Below are 18,567 nucleotides of genomic sequence, written 5' to 3' on the forward strand. Positions count from 1 at the left end.
AGCTCGCAGCCGGGTGTGTATCTGTTCTCTCCGCAAATGCAGTTCCAAACGCAGATGATGGTCATGGCCATGGTGCGGACGTTGGATGTGATTAGGGGTACGTAGTGCGCGGGGCAGCGAAAAGTAGGGTAGCGAATAAGCAAAAAGAGGCGGGGCGTAACAAACGCCCCGCTACTTGATTATATAGATTAGTTGTAGTATGATGTTAGCGTAGAAATCTTTTCTACATAGTGTTTGTGCCGTTTGCGTAGGCGGTGAAATTTATATTTTGAGCCGTGTTCATTGCAACACGGATTTTTTATAATCGGACAAATCATCATATTTTAAGACATGATTTGCGTGGTTATGCTATTGTATAATACTCCTTGAAAGGAGGAGGAAGCTATGAACTGGATACAATGCTTGGAAAAAGCACTACAATATATTGAAAAACATTTAACAGATGAAATCAATATAAACGAAATAGCGAACCAATCATACACGTCAAGCTCTCATTTTCAACTTATGTTTCATCTGGTAACAGGTATGACTGTGGGCGAATACATTCGCAATAGACGGCTAAGCTCTGCCGCACAAGATTTATTGCAACCAAACAGTAAAGTAATTGATGTGGCTATGAAGTATCAATATGATACATCAGAAAGTTTTTCAAAAGCGTTCGCTCGTTTTCATGGCGTGCCGCCATCGAAAGTACAGCGGGGACAAGTTCAGTTGTTTTATCATCTGACTATCGACATCAATATTCAAGGAGGATTTTACATGGCAGGGAAATTTATTGACGATATGGTGCTGGTCAATTGGAGTGAAATTGACGGGCAAAAGAACGAAAAAACAGCGGGTGCAGAAGTATATAACAGGCTCGTGAACTGGGCGCAAAAGGCAAGAGGGCAAAATCCGAGCGTATTTGACGCGATGACCGAATGGATTTTAGACGACTCGCAATGGGGTGATGACAAACTCGCGGAAAATGAACAGATTTTACTGCAAGGCGTATTCGCTCGTCTTAAAGAGGAGAATGCCAAACTTCGTGCGTACTTAAAAGAAATTGAACCGTCCGGCGTGGTCAATGATGCGATTTTTAATGCGTTAGACAAATTTGATGAAGGACTGTCGGGTGCAGTAGATGAACCTGATTGGTTGTGTGATACCGTATCAACGGTGTTTGCCGATTTTTCTAAAATGCGGGAGCGCGGTATTCGTGAAAAAATAGCAGGCGGTAAAACCGGCCCTTACGGCAACGATAAAGTAGACTTGTTTGGATATGTCAATCACTTGAAAGACTTGGATGCAGGGGTACAGTGGGCGTTGTTCATGCCCCAAACAGTAAAAGATAGCCTTGACGCACGAGGATTGACCCGGGAAAAGTTTGAGTACATCGAATTGGGTAAAGTTCGTTTTATTGGACTTGATGAAATTCGCACGAAAAAAGGTACGGCTGAACTCTTGATTGACGGCGGGGAATTTCTTTCTGTCATGGATTCGTTGGCACAAGAATATTCGGCGACAAAAATAAACGATAATTGTGTCTTGATACATCACAACGGAACTAATCATGAAGAAATGCACATCCTCATAGGTCGGTTTTTCAAAGCGGACACCCCCGTGCCGGAGGGGTACGATTATTTTGACGTTTTAACCGAAAAGGCTGCATACGCTATTTATAGCAGCGAGAAATTCAGCGGCGACCTTATACATGGCCCCGAAGATGCCTATTCCTTAACTCGTGACCAAATACTGGGCAACAACGTCAATATCCCATTCCCACAGGCATATTGGCACGCCGTGGTTTTCACAAACGGGCTCCCGGCACAAGGGAAATACCGCTATGGGTATATGTTCAGCGTGGGAGAACCGCGCGTAGATTGAGCAGACCGCTGCACAGCGGCACGGCAATATCAAAATTTTATATTTACGGGGGTTGGGAATGTCAGAATATCGTACACAGAAAGAATTAAAACCAAAAGTGCAAGATATTGCCGAGGGACTTTTAAGTGAAGATAAATTAGAAAACGTATTGGATTTTCTCGTATTTCTAAAAGCAAACAAGTTGACACCACGTTGGTATACAACTGATTCATGGGTCATCAAATATAAAAATAAAAAAGTTTGCCAAATCAAATTGAATTGGGTGCCGCGACCATCCGACAAGGAGAATTTTTGGGGCATATATTGCGACCATTTCACGAGGCAAGAATGGCTTTTACACTATGAGGGAAACATAACGGATGACGGACTAAAAGAATTTATTTGGAACAACATCAATCCCCCGTATGGTTGCAATAAAAAAGAGGGAAGGTGTAAAGGGTGGTCGGATATAAAGGTTTTAGACAAAAACTTTAAGGCTATATGCGGTTGCTTTCCTCTTGTTATAAAAAATCCCAACGGCAAGACGCTTGCGTATGCAAAAGAATATGTTTTGATAGTAAAGGATTTTATTGCCGATTTAGCGGTTTAATATAAGCAAAATCGCCGTGCAACTGCTCGGCTATCAATATCAATCAAATTTATATTTTACGAATAGAGGATTTAATAAATGTCAGAAAATAACCACAAAGATACAATTACAAAAATCAACGATGACCTCAAAAATATCCTTAGTGACGAGAACCTTAACACCGCAATGGATTTTGTCACGCACTTACTTGAAATTGGGATTACGCCTGAATCGACGGAGCATCCTTTTCATTACATATCAAGTTACAGGGGTAAGTTTTTTTGTCTTGTCGTGTGTTGGAATGATGATAATGGCGATAATTTGATGTTCTGTTGTTGGCCGGGAGAATTAGATGTAATTGAAAGTGATAAATTTCCAATCAGCGAAAACTTGAAAGGGTTTGCTCGTGGAAACGTAAAAAAATGTTTTAAGTGTGGTGGCTGTGAAATAGAGCCGACAGTTAGAATGGTTTTTGGCGAGGAACACGATAATGTTTGTTGCAATGTGTTTCATTTTTGGAAGCCAAATAGTGAAACTCTTGAAAATGCCAAAAGCCTCATGAGTTTATTGAAACACGTTATTGACGATGCTCAATGTAGCGAATAAGCATAACCGCCGTGCTAATAGCTCGGCAATCCATATCAAACAAACTTTATATTTCGCGAGTAATGAGAGGCACAAAATATGGACATTACATTTAATAAAGTGAGTGATTTCAAAAAAGGAATATTTACAGAATTATTATCAGATGCCTATTCCTTTGATAACAATATTGTAGCGACATACAAAGAGAAATGGCTCGATGATGACGAATTTTTCTTTGATAATCCAGACATCGCAGATTATTGTGGTTTTATATCAACATTAGGCGATGAAATTATTGGCTTTGTAATGTGCGACCCACGAAATATGCCCGAATATGCAATCGTTGGCGATAATTGTATCATTACAAAACACAAGGGAAAAGGATACGGAAAATTGCAGCTTCAAGAAGCAATCAATAGGTTTGCGCAAAAAGGCACGAAAAAGTTTTATGTATCTACTAGTAGTGGCTTAACTCCTGCTCAAAAAATGTATGAGAGTGTTGGATTTATGAGGTTAGATATTTCTAAGTTAGAGCCGTGGCAAATAGAACAAAAGCAAGATATATATTACAGATTGGATTTATGTACAAAATAAGCACTCGACATACTAACGACTAAATCCCGACCTACGCCGTAAGTAGGCACATTTTGAACACCAACACAGTGCCATCAGGAACGATATGCCTTGCCCTCCTCGTGAAAACGCGCCGTTATTTCTCGCCTGGCCTCTGACGTTTTGCTATCGCAAAAGTCGACGGCATGGCTCGAAACGCCGCACAGTTTCGAAGTCCGTAACAGAGATGCTGAAAATCCAACTCGCCTTGGTGCAATTACTGCATGGCGCGATAATGCTCCTGCCTCTCATGTGATTACACGGAGTGTATCTCGAATATATACTGCCAGCATAAATGACCATGTCAGAGGAACTGCCAGGTCGGCTTTGAACGTGGCTCGAAGCGTTGCAGCACACGAAGTGGGGCATATATTGGGGTTAGGAGATAATCCACCAGGAATTGCTGCGAATTCTACACTCATGTCACATAGTCGACAGCGCAATACTGTTACACGACATACTGTTTTTGATACCCGAAATGTTCGCTTGATATATGGCGTTGCTTAGACTATTTTATCTGAAAGAAAGGAAAAACATAATATGAAAAAACTAATCGTTTCTTTATTTGCTATGCTGTTTTTTGTTGTTGCCTGCAGCAGTCCTACGCCCAACGTAGAATTGGATGATACCATTACCCCGGTAGAGTATGTTTATATACACAGCGATGCGCCAATTTTTACAGAGACCGAGGAGCTGGTTAATGTTGCTGACCATGTTTTTGTCGGCGAAGTCATGTCGATTTCATTTGCTGTAATTAATTCTGAAACTGGCAGAGCACCTACGCCTGATTGCGAAAAAGGTCTGTTAAGACTTGGCACGACATATGATGTAAGGGTTATTACTGCGTATAAAGGAGCGGGCAGAGAGGTTATGCGCATCCGGGTTTCTGGTGGTATTAAGGGATATCGTGAGCAAGAACAGTTGGCACTAATCCGTGAAGCAGGTGCGCATAATTGGGATGGTGTTTACTATATCCCCATTGAGCACAATATTGCCCCATTAGAGGTTAGCGGCACTTACCTCTTTACCGTTGTGGATTTGGTTGTCGAGTTGGAGGGATATAGTAATTTTGTTGGCCTGCTAAATACCGAGCAGTCGTTACTTGATCTAGACGATCCTTTCGAAACAACTGATGCCTTTACTGATGTTTCCGTCAAAGCTATCATTAGCGAATTTGGTGAAGGTGCTTTCGAGGAACATTGGGAGCACTGGCAGAACGATAACCCTGACTGGGAGCAACGCATGACACGTGGTAATCGTCGCAGCAGAAATAGGCATTTGCAAGATGAACAAGGTGGCGGTGATAATCAAGATGATGATGCGGAAAGAAAGGCGACAAATGCGAGTGCTGATTGACACTAACGTCCTTTTCTCGGCTATCTATTCGCAAAACGGCGCACCATTTCAAGCGTTCAAAAAGGCGGTTGACCCGCCCTATACTTCGGGCGGCACTCAATGCCGAGGCTGATATTTTGCTGACAGACGATAAAGATTTTTTACAGTCGGGGCTTGATAATCCGCTCATCATGACGGCGGCAGAATTTTTACAAATGAAGTAGTCCGACTGCGTACAATGACACTTGAGTGCGTGTGTTTTATAGCACAAAGTGAGGGGTTGGCACCTCGGTGTTTTGGGCGCTAGGCAAAGAAGCCGTTTGTGCATAAAGGCTTGACAAGTTGTGAAACACAAGGTATAATGACTTCTGTTGTTTTCCATAGAATGCGGTTGTGGTGGAATGGTAGACACGCACGCTTGAGGGGCGTGTGTTGAAAGACGTGCGGGTTCAAGTCCCGCCAACCGCACCACTACGGAGAGAATTAAGAGATTTATGTCTTTTAATTCTCTTTTTTGTTTTCAATTAAACTTTATACTTTCCGAGCCACAACAACCAGCCTGTTATTCGGCCGCGAATACTCACAAGTAGACAGTGTAATCAACCTATCACCGTAAGCTATTGTTTCCTTTGCGAATCAACTTAGGTGTAGTGAATAACAACGCAATCAAAGCCAGCCCTCCGAGTAAGAAGAACATGTAGCCGCTGGAATTGTCGCTTGTAGGCGGATTGCCGGTGCCAGGCGGGGTGGTTGTTGGTGCAACTGTTGGCGTAGTTGTCTGCGGTGTGGGCGTTTGGATAGGAGTTGGGGTAGGATCAGGCTCAACAATATCAGATTCCACCACAAAGCGCACTAAAAATGTCCACGGTTGTTCTAAGTCATCGCCCTCAATTGTTACGGTTGCCATATGTGGGCCAACAGGTAGGCCTGTTCGCGGCACGATGGTGAAAACCGCTGTTTCGTTCACGTCTAAGCTGGGGATTGTTGTTCTATCAAGCACGAAGCTGTCTGCATTCCTGCCGGATAGGGAGATTGTTAGTTCGCCGATTGGCTGTTCACCCAATGTCCAAAGCTCTACGCTATGAGGAACTTGCTCTCCGTACCCCACTATTGCCGCGGAAAATGTATGTGGGCGGAATGCACTAATTATAAGTGGGCTTTCATGGATAGTTGTAATTTGCGTTGTGAATTGTTCGGGTTGGAATCTGCGGCACACATCAATAATAATGTGGAACTGACCCGGCGTAGGAAGGAAACCGTCACTCCCTGTCAACTTATCAATAATAATTGTACCATCTGTATTGATGTAATGCACGCGATGCCGCATTGATATACTCGACTCACTACGCGAAACAACCACAAGATAGCGTGTATCAAAGAAAGCTCCTGTATAAACACCTATAACATCAGAGGGAAGTTGAAAACGCGCCAGTTCGGCTTGTGAGTTAACAACGACAAGACCCGGTTCAAAGACTGGAAGCGCAACTGCTTCTACATATCGTGCCCCAAAGTCATCGCCATAGGTTAGTCGTCCAGTGGTATTTGCGTCAGCAATTGTGATATTGTACATTGGCGTAAGTAACACACCACACATTAACAATAGTTTGATTCCGTGCATTATTTTCTTCATCATTTCACAGCCTCCCAATTTATTTTGTCTTGCTGTGTTGCTTCGCGCAGAAGCGAAGTAGCACAATTTAGTTGATTGTACCATATAAATCAATTTAACGCAATAAATAGTGGTTTTCGTTAACAACAACAAACCGCCCAGCCATAACAGCTGGGCGGTTTTCTCTTGCCCACAACTACAACATTCCCACAGCGCGCGCTCTCAAAATAAATTTCTGCACTTTCCCGCTGGCCGTCAGCGGAAAACAATCAACAAACAGCACACGACTCGGCACCTTATGCTTGGCCAAGCTCCGGTTGACAAATTCTTGAATATCGCTCTCTGTCGCCATTTCGTCCTCTTTACGTATAATCACCGCGCAAACTTCCTCGCCGTACTTCTCCGACGGAATCGCCACAACAGCCACATCTTTGACAGCCGGATGTGTATAAATTAAATCCTCGATCTCTTTGGGAAAAATATTCTCGCCGCCGCGGATAATCATGTCCTTAATCCGCCCGGTAATCTTATAATACCCCTGCGCGTCCACTGTCGCCAGATCACCCGAATGCAACCAGCCCTCAGCATCAATCGCCGCAGCTGTCGCCTCGTGATTATCGTAATAGCCTTTCATGACATTATATCCGCGTACACAGAACTCGCCCGACTCACCCACGCCCACTTCTTTACCGCTCTCGGGATCGACTACCTTAGCTTCCATAAACGGCAGCACCTTACCAACCGTGTTGACGCGGTTTTCAATGCTATCTTCTGTTGTCGTCTGTGTACAAACAGGCGAAGCCTCCGTCTGTCCGTACGCAATCGTAACATCGCGCATATGCATCTTATCAATCACATCCTGCATCACTTTGACAGGACAAGGTGACCCCGCCATAATGCCGGTGCGCAGCGAAGAAAAATCGTACTTGTCAAAATCACGGTGCTGCAAAATGCCGATAAACATCGTTGGCACACCGTGCAATGCCGTGCAACGCTCATACTCAACCAAACGCATGACTTTCATTGGTGCATACCACAGCAACGGCAACATCGTGCTGCCGTGCGCCACGCAAGCCAAAATGCCAAGCACCAACCCAAAGCAATGAAAAAACGGCACAGGAATGCAAAGCCGATCTTCCTGCGTAAACTTCATACATTCGCCAATCGAAATGCCGTTGTTGACGATATTCTTGTGCGTCAGCATAACGCCTTTGGGAAACCCCGTCGTTCCCGAAGTATACTGCATATTGATAACGTCGTTGCAGCAAAGGCTATCTTTACGCGCCCGGTATTCCTCCGGCGAAACCAAAACGCCGAATGATTCAATCTCGCTCCACCGATACATCCCCGGATAATCGTTGCTGTCAAAGCAAATCACGCTGCGCAGTACAGGCAAACGCACGCTGTCAAGCTGCCCTTTCTTAGCCGTTTTCAATTCGGGACAGAGCGAATAAATAATCTTGCCGCAGTCAATGTCTTTCAGCCCGTCGCAAAGAAACAACGCCTTGCTGTCTGACTGTTTGAGCAAGTATTCCAATTCGTTTTCTTTGTAGTTTGTATTGACCGTCACCAGCACAACGCCGATTTTCGCCGTCGCAAAGAAAAGCACCAGCCACTCAGGATAATTCGTCGCCCAAACAGCCACATGATCGCCCTTTTCAAAGCCCATGCCCATCAACCCTTTGGCAACACGGTCAACATGAGCGTTGAACCTGTAATACGTCTGGTCGTAATCGACCTCGGTGTATTTAACCGCCTGCCGCGTCGGAAACTTCTCCGCCGTCTCTTCCAGCAATCGCCCAACCGTCAATGTCGATAACTGCTTCATACAAACCTCCCCAATTTTTTACACCACAGGCCAAGAGCCATGCCCTTGCCGTTTATATCAAAACAAGACTTCCACCCAACCCCCTTTTTGAAAGGCGGTGTCCAACTCTCGTCCCGTCCGCAGGCGACGTTTCACCCGGGCCGCCGCATCCCTTTCAACACAATAATTAAAACAAGCCCTAACAAAGCCGTGCCCGAAGCCACGGCGAACGCCGGAAACATGCGGTTGATATTATCGGTCGCTAAATTTCGGAAATACCCCGCCACCTGCGAGGCAATAATCGATCCCGCACCAAACCCCAGCAGGACAAACCCATAATTTGTCGCCATATGCTTCGAGCCGAACAAATCAGCGCACAGCGACGGAAAATTACTCAGAATGCCGCCATAAAAGAAGCCGATCATAGCAATGACAGCAAACACCAAATAGCCCGACGCCATGTTGACAAGTAACGAAAGCACCATGCTGCCCGCGAGCAAAATGATGATTGTATTATACCGTCCCAACTTATCGCTAATGTAGCCCCAAACAATGCGCCCCACCGAGTTTGAGATCGAAATGGACAACACCGCGACAATGGCCGTCTCACCCAACCCCCGACCCTCAGCAATCGGACGGGCAAAATTTATCATCATCAAGCCGCCGATACAGGCAAAAAACATCGAAAACGTCACCAAATAAAAGTGCGGCGTTTTCAGCATTTCCGTAGGAGAAAATTGAGGTGCCTCTCCTGCTTTTGCGAGAGAAACCGAGTCATTTTGAGGCAAACTTGAGGTTAAATCAGGCTGTTTAGAATCAGCCTCTTCAGGCGGATTGATAAGAAAAATGCTGCCCAGCGAGCAGACAACCAAGAAGATACCTGCCAAAACGGCAAATGTCGGCAGCTCTCCGCCCGGCACGGAAACGTTGTCAATCAATGTACCTCGCCCGCCGAAAACCTCTATCAAATACTCCACCAATGGCGTAAAAATCACCCCGCCAAAGCCCAAAGCCGCGATAATAATGCCGGTCACAAGCCCTTTTCGCCGCGGATACCACTTCTGTGCACAAGCTATCGTCGTCGAATACGTAAAACCCATGCCGATACCGCCCATTACGCCATATGTCAACCACAACAGCCACGGCACACTTGCCGTCACAAACGACGCCAGCAAGAAGCCTATACTGAGGATCACGCCGCCGGTAAAGACGACGCGTCGCGTGCCATAGCGGGCAGCCAACTTGCCGCCAAAGATAGTCGTCACACTCAAAACTGCCAGCAAAATCGAAAATGTCAGTCCGGCTTGGGCATGATTTCCGTTGAAAAGACTGTCTGCAATGCCGGTCTGAAAGACGCTCCAAATATAGGCCACGCCGATAATTAACTGGATAGCAGCGGCGGCAATGATGGCATAAATGCCCTTTCGTTTCACAAGCGCCATCTACGACTCCAACGCCGACAAGGCCAACACTTTCAGCCCCAAATGGATACCCAGCACAGGTCCGATTTTTTGCAACGCAACAGGCAGATTCGGGCGCGCCTCTTTGATGGTGTGATACAGTGTCGACGCCGACTGATTTTCGCCGACATAGCTGACCACAGCCTCCCGCGTGGTGTCTGTAACCTTTGCCATCAAACGCTTCATCGCCTCGGTATTACCGCGCGCCGTTCCATCACTGACCACAGCCCCATCTCGGCACTGCAAAATCGGCTTAATGTTCAAAATCGTGCCGACATTCATACGCACAAACCCGATACGCCCGCTCTTGCGCAGCGGTGCCATATCGCTCACCGAAAATATTATACTAATTTTATCACGTATTTCCGGCAGCATCCTCAAAATTGACGACAACGCAACCCCTTTCGCCACAAGCGCATTCGCCTCTTTAATCAACAGATACAACCCGCCCGCCGTCAACCGACTGTCAAATACAGCAATGTTTTTGTCCCCTATTGTCTTGGCCGCGGCATAGGCCGCCCCATATGTCCCGCTCCACCGCGAACTAATCGTAATACAGAGAACCTGATTGCCCTTGCGCCGTTCCTCCTCAAAGCAACCCAAAAATACCCCCATATTGGGTTGCGATGTCCCGCAATTCGCGCCACGTGTAAGCAAAGGCTGAAAATCACCGTTATGGTCACTGTACGACTCAGTATACTTCTGCCCGTTGACCGTATAATTCAACGGCACAACGGTAACCCCCAATGCCTCGGCATCTGCCTTCTTCATATAGGCACTAGTATCTGTCACAATAGTAATTCTCACATGCCACCTCCTATAGCCCGAAAGCGCTCATACCGCTGACTTGTCAGCTCTTCAGGTGATTTTTTGCCATAGACACAAAGTGTGTCCGCCAAATTATCGCGCAAGTTGTCAATTAATTGACTATCTTCAAAAATAATACGTTCAATAATGTTCAGACGCAGCAAATCATCGGCCGTCAATTTCAAACACTCACTGGCTTCTTTCGCACGGTTACGGTCTTTCCAAAGAATGCTGGCACATCCCTCGGGCGAAATAACCGAATATATGGCGTTTTCAAGCATCCAAACCTCATTACCGACCCCCAACGCCAGCGCGCCGCCCGATCCGCCCTCACCAATAATAACAGAAATAATCGGCACCTTAAGCGTCATCATTTCCATCAAATTCTCAGCAATGGCTTGCCCTTGCCCGCGCTCTTCGGGGCCAATGCCACAATATGCGCCCGAAGTATCAATCAGGCAGACGACAGGGCGGTTGAACTTCTCTGCCAACTTCATTTGACGAAGTGCCTTACGATAGCCCTCGGGATGCGCCGAACCAAAATTCCGCAACTTACGCTCACGAATGTCATGCCCCTTTTCAATGCCGATGACAGTGACAGGCTTGCCTTGCAGTTCAGCAATCCCAGCCACGATAGCTTTGTCGTCAGCATATCGACGATCGCCGTGCATCTCAAAAAAGTCAGTAAAGACTTGATTGATTATATCCAGCGCAGTAAAGCGGTCTTTAGCACGTGCGGCCTGCACTCTCTTATACGCAGTCATACAACTCCCTCCTTTTTATGCATCTGCAATAATCGAGCAATACTTCTCTTCTGCCGTTTACGCTCAACAATTGCATCAACAAAGCCGTGCTCAAGCTGAAACTCTGCACGTTGGAAGCCATTAGGCAATTTTTTGCGTATGGTCTGCTCGATAACACGCGGACCGGCAAACCCAATAAGTGCTTGAGGCTCAGCGAGAATAACATCAGCCTCCATGGCAAAACTGGCCGTCACCCCGCCGGTTGTCGGGTCGGTAAGCAAGCAAAGAAATAATAGTCCCGCGTCATTGTGACGTTTAACAGCGCCGCTAATTTTAGCCATCTGCATCAACGACAAAATACCCTCTTGCATACGCGCACCGCCCGAGGCCGTCACACCAACAACAGGAAGCCCCTGTTCAGCCGCCAACTCAAAAGCGCGTGTAACCTTCTCGCCGCAAATCGTGCCCATTGACCCCATCATAAAATTTGGCTCCATGACAAACAAAACAACGCGACACCCGCCAATGGCACATTCACCACAAACAACGCTATCCTTTTCAGCACTCTGCCTCTTGGCGGCGGCCAATTTCTCATCATACCCGGGAAACCCAAGAACATTGCTGGGCGACAGCTCTGCATCATGCTCAATAAAACTATCTGCATCGACCATCATGTGAATGCGTTGGCGAGCGTTCATTTTGAAGTGGTAGCGACAAGCTAAGCAAGTATACAAATTGGCCTCTAACTGGTCGGCAGTAAGTTGCCGCTCGCACTTCTTACAGATTGCGGCAATTTCTTGCTCAATGAATTCAGCGTGTCCTTCCAACGCGTTTTTGGGCTTTAAAATCTTAAAATTCATAGGTACGCTCCTAAAAAGTCAGTCGTGTAACTGCCATCGACAAACTCTTTGGCTGACAGTATGTCGTTGAGAAAGCTCGCATTGTGTGTAACACCCTCAATGACAAGTTCACACAACGCCGCCTTCATCTTGCGGATGGCTTCATCGCGCGTCTGAGCATAGACAATCAACTTGCCAATCATCGAATCATAGAAAGGCGGCACGGTATATCCTTGATATATTGCCGTATCGAAGCGCACCCACGGACCGCCCGGGATGTGAAGCGTTTCCACTTTACCGCCCGACGGCTTGAAATTTTGATATGGATTTTCGGCATTGATACGGCACTCAATGGCATGACCATTGAACTCAATATCCTCTTGCTTGAAACTCAATTCAAGCCCAGCGGCAACGCGGATTTGCCATTTGACAAGATCTGTCCAGGTTACCATTTCAGTCACCGGATGCTCAACTTGCAAGCGCGTATTCATCTCCATGAAATAAAAGTTTCCATCATTGTCATAGAGATACTCAATCGTTCCCGCCCCGCGGTAGTTGGTCGCCAATCCAGCCTGTATTGTAGCGTCTATCATCTTTTGTCGCACTTCACGACTCATAACAATGGCGGGTGATTCCTCAATCAACTTTTGGTTGCGGCGCTGTGTTGAGCAGTCGCGCTCACCAAGACACACCGCATTGCCGTACGTATCGCAAAGCAATTGCATTTCAATGTGCTTGACCGGCTTGAGATACTTTTCCATATACACGCCACCGTCACCAAACGCGGCGGTAGCTTCGGCGGTAGCTTCATTGTAGGCGTCTTTGAGTTCATCTTTTGTCTGCACAAGACGTATACCACGCCCACCACCACCGGCACGCGCTTTGATAAGCAGCGGAAAGCCTATGGCATCGGCCTCTTTCTCAGCATGAGCTAAACTCTCTACTAAATCACAGCCCGGGATGACAGGCACACCAGCTTCTTTCATAGTCTTGCGCGCCATGTCTTTGTCACCCATTTTGGCAATCGTTTCAGCGCGAGGGCCAATGAAAACGATGCCGTTTTCTTCACACATTCCAGCAAAGTCCTGATTTTCGGATAAAAAACCGTAGCCGGGGTGAATGGCCTCAGCCTTTGTTGCGAGTGCAACAGCAATGACGGCTTCTTTGTTAAGATAGCTGTCTTTTGACCGCGCTTTGCCAATGCAGTAACTTTCGTCAGCCAAGCTGACATGGAAAGCCTCTCTATCCGCCTCACTGAACACAGCGACCGTTGAAACACCCATTTCACGGCAAGCGCGAATAACGCGTACGGCGATTTCGCCACGATTGGCAATGAGTATTTTTTGAAACATACTTCTTTGGCCTCCCTTTGTTAATACTTTGATACGGCGAAAGACAACTCACCGTTGACGCAAACCTTTCCGCTAACGCTGCCACTGCTTTTGATAAAGTAGAATGGCCCTTTTTTCGCCGTGAGTTGCCCTTTGAACTCAATAGTATCGCCAGACAAAACTTTGCCACGAAATTTAACCTTATTGATGCCGGTAAAGTAAGGCGTAAAGCTACCCTTTTCTTCTATAAGCAAACAAGATGCCTGCGCCATCATCTCGCAGAGGATTACGCCCGGCACAACGGGGTTGCCGGGAAAGTGTCCTTGCAGAAAAAACTCATCGCCTTTGACGGTATAGCGTCCAATAGCAACATCACCCTCACGCTCCAGCTCGTCAATCAACAACATCGGAGCGCGATGCGGCAAGATTTTTTCAATGTCATTACGTTTGAGCATAACTGTCACCTATGCCAATTTAAACAGCACTTGCCCGAACTCGACAACATCGCCGTTCTGAACACAAATATCGATGACCTCGCCATCTTTGTCGGCAGTCACTTCGTTCATGAGTTTCATGGTCTCAACAATACAAACTGTGTCGCCCTTGCTGACCTTAGTACCTACCTTGAGGAACGGCTCAACGTCGGGCGATGCCGCAGAATAATACACGCCGACCAACGGCGACTTAATTTCATTCAGCGCACTGTAATTAGGCGTTGTGGCATCGGCAACAGCCAGCTCTGGCAGTGCCTCCGGCAACGACATAGCAGCAACATATCCGCCCGTCTTTTCCAATTTGATTTTGGTTTTGTCCTCTTCCACTTCGACGCTGGTTAATCCATGTCTGTCCAAAATTTCGGCCAATTGCTTGATGTGTTCAATATTCATAATAAATCCCTCCCTATTCCTGCATTCTATTTATCCATCGCTTTAAAAGCGATGGCCGCATTATGTCCGCCAAAGCCCAATGACAGTGACAGCGCCTGGGTCACGTTTTGCTCACGGGCAACATTAGGTACGTAATCGAGATCACACTCGGGGTCTGGTTCTTGATAACCAACGGTGGGGTGAATGATACCGGTTTGCAGCGTTTTAGCCGTGACAATCGCCTCAATCGCGCCCGCCGCACCCAACATATGTCCCACCATCGACTTGGTCGCACTGATGGCAACCTTACGAGCATCTTCTTCACCAAATGCTATTTTAATTGCCAGCGTTTCAACTTTATCGTTGAGCGGCGTTGATGTGCCATGTGGATTGATGTAGAGCTGTTCATCGGTTTGCAGTACCGCCTCTTCCATTGCCAAACGAATTGCTCGGCTGCTCCCCGCTGCCTCGGGATGGGGCGCAGTGACGTGGAACGCGTCGCAGGTATTTCCATAGCCAGCAATCTCGCAATAGATATGCGCACCGCGTGCTTTAGCATGTTCGTATTCTTCTAACACAACAATTCCAGCACCCTCACCCATTACAAATCCATCACGCCGCGCATCAAATGGAATCGAGCTGCTGTCTGGGTCGTTGCGCGTTGACAGCGCCATACAGTTTGTGAATCCTGCCATAGACAATGCGTTGATGCTCGCCTCAGCGCCGCCGGCAATAATAGCATCGGCCTGCCCACACTTAATGCTGCGGAATGCCTCGCCGATGGCGTGTGTGCTTGTCGCACAAGCAGTAACGATGGGTAAATTAACGCCTTCTGCCTTATATTTGATGGCAATCAACCCCGACGCCATATTTCCAATCATCATCGGAATAAAAAACGGCGATATACGCGCCGGACCTTTCTCGGCCAGCTTATTGCACTCAGTCACAAAAGTAGAAATGCCGCCTATTCCCGAACCGACATAAACGCCAAAGCGGCTTGGCTCAATGGCACCCTCAACATCAAGACCGCTTTCCTCAACAGCCTGTTTAGCTGCAGCCAATGCGTATTGTGCATAGACGTCAGTTCGGCGAATTTCACTCTTGTTAATATACCGTTCAGGCTCAAAATCTTTGACCTCAGCGGCAATATTGACTTTAAGGTTTGAGCAATCGAATTTGGTAATGGTGCCGATACCATGCTTCCCTGCAATTAAGTTTTGCCAAACAGTTTCAACATCATTGCCAACGGGCGAGATACAGCCCAATCCTGTAATAACAACTCGTTTCATTTGAACCCCTCCTTAAAATGTCACGCCTCATATACGACGTCTGCGCGGCACTTCTTGTCTACATACACATACCTCCATCGACACGGATCACCTCACCCGTGATATACGCGGCAGCGTCAGAAACTAAGAAGGCGACCAACGCCGCAACTTCCTCAGCCTTACCCATACGCTTGAGCGGGACGCTAGTGTCTATATACTCATGCACTGCATTTGGTAAGTTGGCAGTCATATCAGTTTCAATAAACCCGGGCGCGATGGCGTTGCAGGTCACATTACGTCCCGCCAGCTCTTTGGCGACCGTTTTGGTCAGTCCGATGAGTCCGGATTTAGCGGCTGAATAGTTTGCCTGTCCGACGTTGCCCATCAACCCGCTGACCGAACTGACGTTGACAATGCGCCCGCACGATGACTTCATTAACATACGCGACGTGTGTTTGATAAAGTTAAACGCGCCTTTAAGGTTGACGTCGATAACTTGGTCAAAGCTGTCTTCATCCATGCGCAACAACAAGCTGTCTTTAGTAATTCCCGCATTGTTGATGAGAATATCAATGCCACCAAAATCGGTCAAAATTTTGTCACAAACTTCTTTTGATTGAGAAAAATCGGCAACATTGCAAGCATAACTTTGGGCCTTTACGCCATGCGTTCGCGCTTCGATGCAAACTTGCTCGGCAGCTTCAGCGTTTCCCGCATAGAGAATTGCGACATTTGCGCCTTGCCGCGCCAATTCAAGCGCAATGGCCTTGCCAATGCCGCGCGATGCACCCGTAATAATGGCTGTTTTATTCGATAAACTCATGCTTGTTTCTCCTTAATTTTGGCAATCAGCCCCGTCAGCACCTTACCAGGCCCAACTTCAACGAATGTGTCAAACCCGTCGTCAAGCATCGTTTCAACCGTCTTTTGCCATAACACTGGTGAATTGATTTGCCGTGCCAATAGTGCTTTTGGATCATCATAAATCTGCGCTGTTGCGTTGGCGTAGAGCGGTAGTTTCGGCGTGTTGAACGTCACGCTTTCCAAATATTGTGCCATTTTCTCACTCGCCTCTGTCATAAATGGGCTATGGAAAGCACCGCTGACAGGCAGTTTCATTGCCCGTCCGCCTGCCGCCGTCACAGCTTCGGCCAACGCGTTCACCGACTCAACCGCACAGGCAACAACCGTCTGCCCCGGACAGTTGTAGTTGACGGCCCATGCCTCGCCGACTTCGGCACAGATTGTTTCAATCTGCTCGTTCGGCAATTTTAACACAGCGAACATATTGCCGGGATTTTTCTCGGCGCAGGATTGCATAAATTCCGCACGTTTGCGGACCAAATCAAAGGCCTGCGATTCATCCAGCCACCCCGCGTAGCACAACGCGGAGATTTCACCAAGTGAGAAACCGGCAACGCCGGTAGCATAAATACCTTGTGCCTCTTGCGCATAAGCACATGCCAAACCCACCAAAAACATCGCCGGCTGTGTGTTGATAGTCATGTCAAGCTGCTCTTTCGCGCCGTTGAACATGATATCGAGCAATCCCGGCTGCTTGGCTTCTGCCATATCAAACAACGCCTTGACCTTGGGTAACGCGACATATAACGACTTGCCCATACCAACGGCTTGTGCGCCTTGGCCAGCAAAAACAAAACTTACAGCCATTTTTGTGCGCCCTCCAAGACTTGCTCGACCTCAGCCATCATCTCAACAATAATCTCGCGCGCCGATTGCTCTTTGTTGAGCATTCCTGATATTTGACCCGCCATGAATGTGCCTTTTTGCAAGTCGCCATCAACAGCCGCCAATTTTAACGAACCCGAACCCAACTCCTCCAACTCCTCGTTGGAAATGCTGCTATCATACTCTTTTCCAAACAATTCGCGCGAAAACGGTGTTTTTATAGAGCGTACGGGATGCCCTAAACGTTTGCCTGTTGCAATGGTATCAATATCTTTGGCGGAAAGCACTTTGTTTTTGTAATTTTGATGAATGCTACACTCATACGCCGTCAAAAACCGCGTACCGATCTGCACGCCACAAGCACCTAGCATCAATGCCGCAGCCATACCGCGACCATCACCGATACCCCCCGCAGCAATCACGGGAATGTCGACAGCATCGCACACCTGCGGCACAAGTGCCATGGTAGTAATTTCACCGATGTGCCCACCCGACTCTCCGCCTTCGGCAATGACAGCTGTTGCACCGCAACGAGCCGCCAACTTTGCCAACCCGGTTGATGGCACAACGGGAATTACTTTTACACCGGCTTGACTCCACAGTTTCATATACTTGGATGGATTGCCTGCGCCCGTCGTAACAACGGCCACCTGTTCATCGGCAACAACTTGCGCAATCTCATCGGCATGCGGGCTCATCAGCATAATATTGACGCCGAACGGCTTGCTTGTCAGCGATTTTGCCTTGTGTATCTCGCTTTTGACCCAAGCAGCCGGCGCACCGCCTGCGGCGATAAGCCCAAGCCCGCCGGCGTTGGAAACAGCCGCTGCCAAACATGCATCACTAACCCAAGCCATACCGCCTTGGAAAATGGGGTACTCTATCCCTAATATGTCACAAAGCGACGATTTCATTGTGTTTGCACCGCTTGAATGGTCGCCATCAAGTTGCCGACCGTTTTAATACTCTCACTCATTTCAATGGTAACTGAGAAAGTTTCCTCCAATGACATGACCAACTCGACAAGATCGAGAGAGTCAAGTTCTAGTGATTCGAATGTCGTAGTTTCTGTGACGGTCAAGCTATCATCGTCTTTGTACTCGCGCAGAATTGTGGTAATTTTGTCTAACATGGTGGTGTCCTCCAATTAATTGTGTTTATATTATAAAAGAGTATGTTTCG

The 18,567-nt window shown here is 47.3% G+C and carries 19 protein-coding genes, 1 tRNA gene and 2 pseudogenes; 7 read left to right on the forward strand and 15 right to left on the reverse strand.

The features are described from left to right. The first annotated feature begins 384 nt into the window (after positions 1–384). The 7 genes and pseudogenes from FWE06_08780 to FWE06_08810 all read left to right on the forward strand — a co-directional run bounded on the left by FWE06_08780 (position 385) and on the right by FWE06_08810 (position 5,437). Entirely contained in the window at positions 385–1,866 is a 1,482-nt protein-coding gene (locus tag FWE06_08780) for an AraC family transcriptional regulator (protein ID MCL2547264.1), read from the forward strand. Positions 1,867–1,924: 58 nt separating this feature from the next. Then, positions 1,925–2,455, forward strand: a complete 531-nt coding sequence (locus tag FWE06_08785; GenBank protein ID MCL2547265.1) for a hypothetical protein — start codon at positions 1,925–1,927, stop codon at positions 2,453–2,455. 78 nt (positions 2,456–2,533) lie between these two features. Further along, positions 2,534–3,040 carry a hypothetical protein gene (locus tag FWE06_08790; protein MCL2547266.1) on the forward strand — a complete coding sequence of 169 codons (507 nt, stop codon included), beginning with the start codon at positions 2,534–2,536 and terminating at the stop codon, positions 3,038–3,040. A gap of 78 nt (positions 3,041–3,118) precedes the next feature. Next, positions 3,119–3,613: a GNAT family N-acetyltransferase gene (locus FWE06_08795; GenBank protein ID MCL2547267.1), complete on the forward strand. Its 495-nt coding sequence runs from the start codon at positions 3,119–3,121 to the stop codon at positions 3,611–3,613. A 558-nt stretch (positions 3,614–4,171) separates the two neighbouring features. Then, entirely contained in the window at positions 4,172–4,987 is an 816-nt protein-coding gene (locus FWE06_08800; GenBank protein MCL2547268.1) for a hypothetical protein, read from the forward strand. Beyond that, positions 4,971–5,190 (forward strand): annotated as a pseudogene (locus tag FWE06_08805) (hypothetical protein). Before FWE06_08800 ends, FWE06_08805 begins: the two are co-directional and overlap by 17 nt. Positions 5,191–5,353: 163 nt before the next feature. Further along, positions 5,354–5,437, forward strand: a tRNA-Leu gene (locus FWE06_08810). A gap of 60 nt (positions 5,438–5,497) precedes the next feature. On the opposite strand, the pseudogene FWE06_08815 reads toward FWE06_08810, so the two are convergent. From FWE06_08815 to FWE06_08885, 15 genes and pseudogenes are all read right to left on the reverse strand, one after another. Next, positions 5,498–5,581: pseudogene (locus FWE06_08815) on the reverse strand (class B sortase). Continuing rightward, positions 5,574–6,599 (reverse strand): hypothetical protein, encoded by a 1,026-nt coding sequence (locus FWE06_08820; protein ID MCL2547269.1) that lies wholly within the window; start codon positions 6,597–6,599, stop codon positions 5,574–5,576. The pseudogene FWE06_08815 and the gene FWE06_08820 overlap by 8 nt, the downstream one beginning before the upstream one ends. A 172-nt stretch (positions 6,600–6,771) precedes the next feature. After that, positions 6,772–8,403, reverse strand: coding sequence for an AMP-binding protein (locus FWE06_08825; protein MCL2547270.1), 1,632 nt, complete (start codon positions 8,401–8,403; stop codon positions 6,772–6,774). Between the two features lie 131 nt (positions 8,404–8,534). After that, complete coding sequence (locus tag FWE06_08830) at positions 8,535–9,824, reverse strand: OFA family MFS transporter (GenBank protein ID MCL2547271.1); 1,290 nt, start codon at positions 9,822–9,824, stop codon at positions 8,535–8,537. Further along, entirely contained in the window at positions 9,825–10,649 is an 825-nt protein-coding gene (locus FWE06_08835; protein MCL2547272.1) for a DegV family protein, read from the reverse strand. Next, on the reverse strand, positions 10,646–11,413 hold the full coding sequence (locus tag FWE06_08840; protein MCL2547273.1) for an acetyl-CoA carboxylase carboxyltransferase subunit alpha: 768 nt from the start codon (positions 11,411–11,413) through the stop codon (positions 10,646–10,648). Before FWE06_08840 ends, FWE06_08835 begins: the two co-directional genes overlap by 4 nt. Beyond that, positions 11,410–12,252, reverse strand: coding sequence for an acetyl-CoA carboxylase, carboxyltransferase subunit beta (gene accD, locus FWE06_08845; GenBank protein ID MCL2547274.1), 843 nt, complete (start codon positions 12,250–12,252; stop codon positions 11,410–11,412). The genes FWE06_08840 and accD overlap by 4 nt, the downstream gene beginning before the upstream one ends. Continuing rightward, positions 12,249–13,583 carry an acetyl-CoA carboxylase biotin carboxylase subunit gene (accC, locus tag FWE06_08850; GenBank protein MCL2547275.1) on the reverse strand — a complete coding sequence of 445 codons (1,335 nt, stop codon included), beginning with the start codon at positions 13,581–13,583 and terminating at the stop codon, positions 12,249–12,251. Before accC ends, accD begins: the two co-directional genes overlap by 4 nt. A 20-nt stretch (positions 13,584–13,603) precedes the next feature. Then, complete coding sequence (locus FWE06_08855; GenBank protein ID MCL2547276.1) at positions 13,604–14,017, reverse strand: beta-hydroxyacyl-ACP dehydratase; 414 nt, start codon at positions 14,015–14,017, stop codon at positions 13,604–13,606. Between the two features lie 9 nt (positions 14,018–14,026). Then, positions 14,027–14,449 (reverse strand): acetyl-CoA carboxylase biotin carboxyl carrier protein, encoded by a 423-nt coding sequence (gene accB, locus FWE06_08860; protein MCL2547277.1) that lies wholly within the window; start codon positions 14,447–14,449, stop codon positions 14,027–14,029. 26 nt (positions 14,450–14,475) lie between these two features. Then, positions 14,476–15,717 (reverse strand): beta-ketoacyl-ACP synthase II, encoded by a 1,242-nt coding sequence (gene fabF, locus FWE06_08865; GenBank protein MCL2547278.1) that lies wholly within the window; start codon positions 15,715–15,717, stop codon positions 14,476–14,478. Between the two features lie 58 nt (positions 15,718–15,775). Then, positions 15,776–16,519 (reverse strand): 3-oxoacyl-[acyl-carrier-protein] reductase, encoded by a 744-nt coding sequence (fabG, locus tag FWE06_08870; GenBank protein ID MCL2547279.1) that lies wholly within the window; start codon positions 16,517–16,519, stop codon positions 15,776–15,778. Beyond that, positions 16,516–17,367 (reverse strand): ACP S-malonyltransferase, encoded by an 852-nt coding sequence (locus tag FWE06_08875; GenBank protein ID MCL2547280.1) that lies wholly within the window; start codon positions 17,365–17,367, stop codon positions 16,516–16,518. The genes fabG and FWE06_08875 overlap by 4 nt, the downstream gene beginning before the upstream one ends. Further along, complete coding sequence (fabK, locus tag FWE06_08880; GenBank protein ID MCL2547281.1) at positions 17,358–18,299, reverse strand: enoyl-[acyl-carrier-protein] reductase FabK; 942 nt, start codon at positions 18,297–18,299, stop codon at positions 17,358–17,360. The genes FWE06_08875 and fabK overlap by 10 nt, the downstream gene beginning before the upstream one ends. Beyond that, complete coding sequence (locus FWE06_08885; GenBank protein ID MCL2547282.1) at positions 18,296–18,517, reverse strand: phosphopantetheine-binding protein; 222 nt, start codon at positions 18,515–18,517, stop codon at positions 18,296–18,298. Before FWE06_08885 ends, fabK begins: the two co-directional genes overlap by 4 nt. Between the last annotated feature and the right edge of the window lie 50 nt (positions 18,518–18,567).

The sequence above is a fragment of the Oscillospiraceae bacterium genome, from assembly GCA_009780275.1.
In the GTDB taxonomy this organism is placed as follows: Bacteria; Bacillota; Clostridia; order Oscillospirales; family UBA929; genus WRAI01.

Excerpts from the sequence above, each read along its gene's own strand:
- FWE06_08780 (MCL2547264.1), top strand. The coding sequence starts at position 385 with ATGAACTGGATACAATGCTTGGAAAAAGCACTACAATATATTGAAAAA.
- FWE06_08820 (MCL2547269.1), bottom strand. The coding sequence starts at position 6,599 with ATGATGAAGAAAATAATGCACGGAATCAAACTATTGTTAATGTGTGGT.
- FWE06_08840 (MCL2547273.1), bottom strand. The coding sequence starts at position 11,413 with ATGACTGCGTATAAGAGAGTGCAGGCCGCACGTGCTAAAGACCGCTTT.
- FWE06_08855 (MCL2547276.1), bottom strand. The coding sequence starts at position 14,017 with ATGCTCAAACGTAATGACATTGAAAAAATCTTGCCGCATCGCGCTCCG.
- fabK (MCL2547281.1), bottom strand. The coding sequence starts at position 18,299 with ATGAAATCGTCGCTTTGTGACATATTAGGGATAGAGTACCCCATTTTC.
- FWE06_08825 (MCL2547270.1), bottom strand. The coding sequence starts at position 8,403 with ATGAAGCAGTTATCGACATTGACGGTTGGGCGATTGCTGGAAGAGACG.
- FWE06_08830 (MCL2547271.1), bottom strand. The coding sequence starts at position 9,824 with ATGGCGCTTGTGAAACGAAAGGGCATTTATGCCATCATTGCCGCCGCT.
- FWE06_08800 (MCL2547268.1), top strand. The coding sequence starts at position 4,172 with ATGAAAAAACTAATCGTTTCTTTATTTGCTATGCTGTTTTTTGTTGTT.
- fabF (MCL2547278.1), bottom strand. The coding sequence starts at position 15,717 with ATGAAACGAGTTGTTATTACAGGATTGGGCTGTATCTCGCCCGTTGGC.
- accC (MCL2547275.1), bottom strand. The coding sequence starts at position 13,583 with ATGTTTCAAAAAATACTCATTGCCAATCGTGGCGAAATCGCCGTACGC.
- FWE06_08785 (MCL2547265.1), top strand. The coding sequence starts at position 1,925 with ATGTCAGAATATCGTACACAGAAAGAATTAAAACCAAAAGTGCAAGAT.
- accB (MCL2547277.1), bottom strand. The coding sequence starts at position 14,449 with ATGAATATTGAACACATCAAGCAATTGGCCGAAATTTTGGACAGACAT.
- FWE06_08790 (MCL2547266.1), top strand. The coding sequence starts at position 2,534 with ATGTCAGAAAATAACCACAAAGATACAATTACAAAAATCAACGATGAC.
- FWE06_08885 (MCL2547282.1), bottom strand. The coding sequence starts at position 18,517 with ATGTTAGACAAAATTACCACAATTCTGCGCGAGTACAAAGACGATGAT.
- FWE06_08795 (MCL2547267.1), top strand. The coding sequence starts at position 3,119 with ATGGACATTACATTTAATAAAGTGAGTGATTTCAAAAAAGGAATATTT.
- fabG (MCL2547279.1), bottom strand. The coding sequence starts at position 16,519 with ATGAGTTTATCGAATAAAACAGCCATTATTACGGGTGCATCGCGCGGC.
- FWE06_08875 (MCL2547280.1), bottom strand. The coding sequence starts at position 17,367 with ATGGCTGTAAGTTTTGTTTTTGCTGGCCAAGGCGCACAAGCCGTTGGT.
- accD (MCL2547274.1), bottom strand. The coding sequence starts at position 12,252 with ATGAATTTTAAGATTTTAAAGCCCAAAAACGCGTTGGAAGGACACGCT.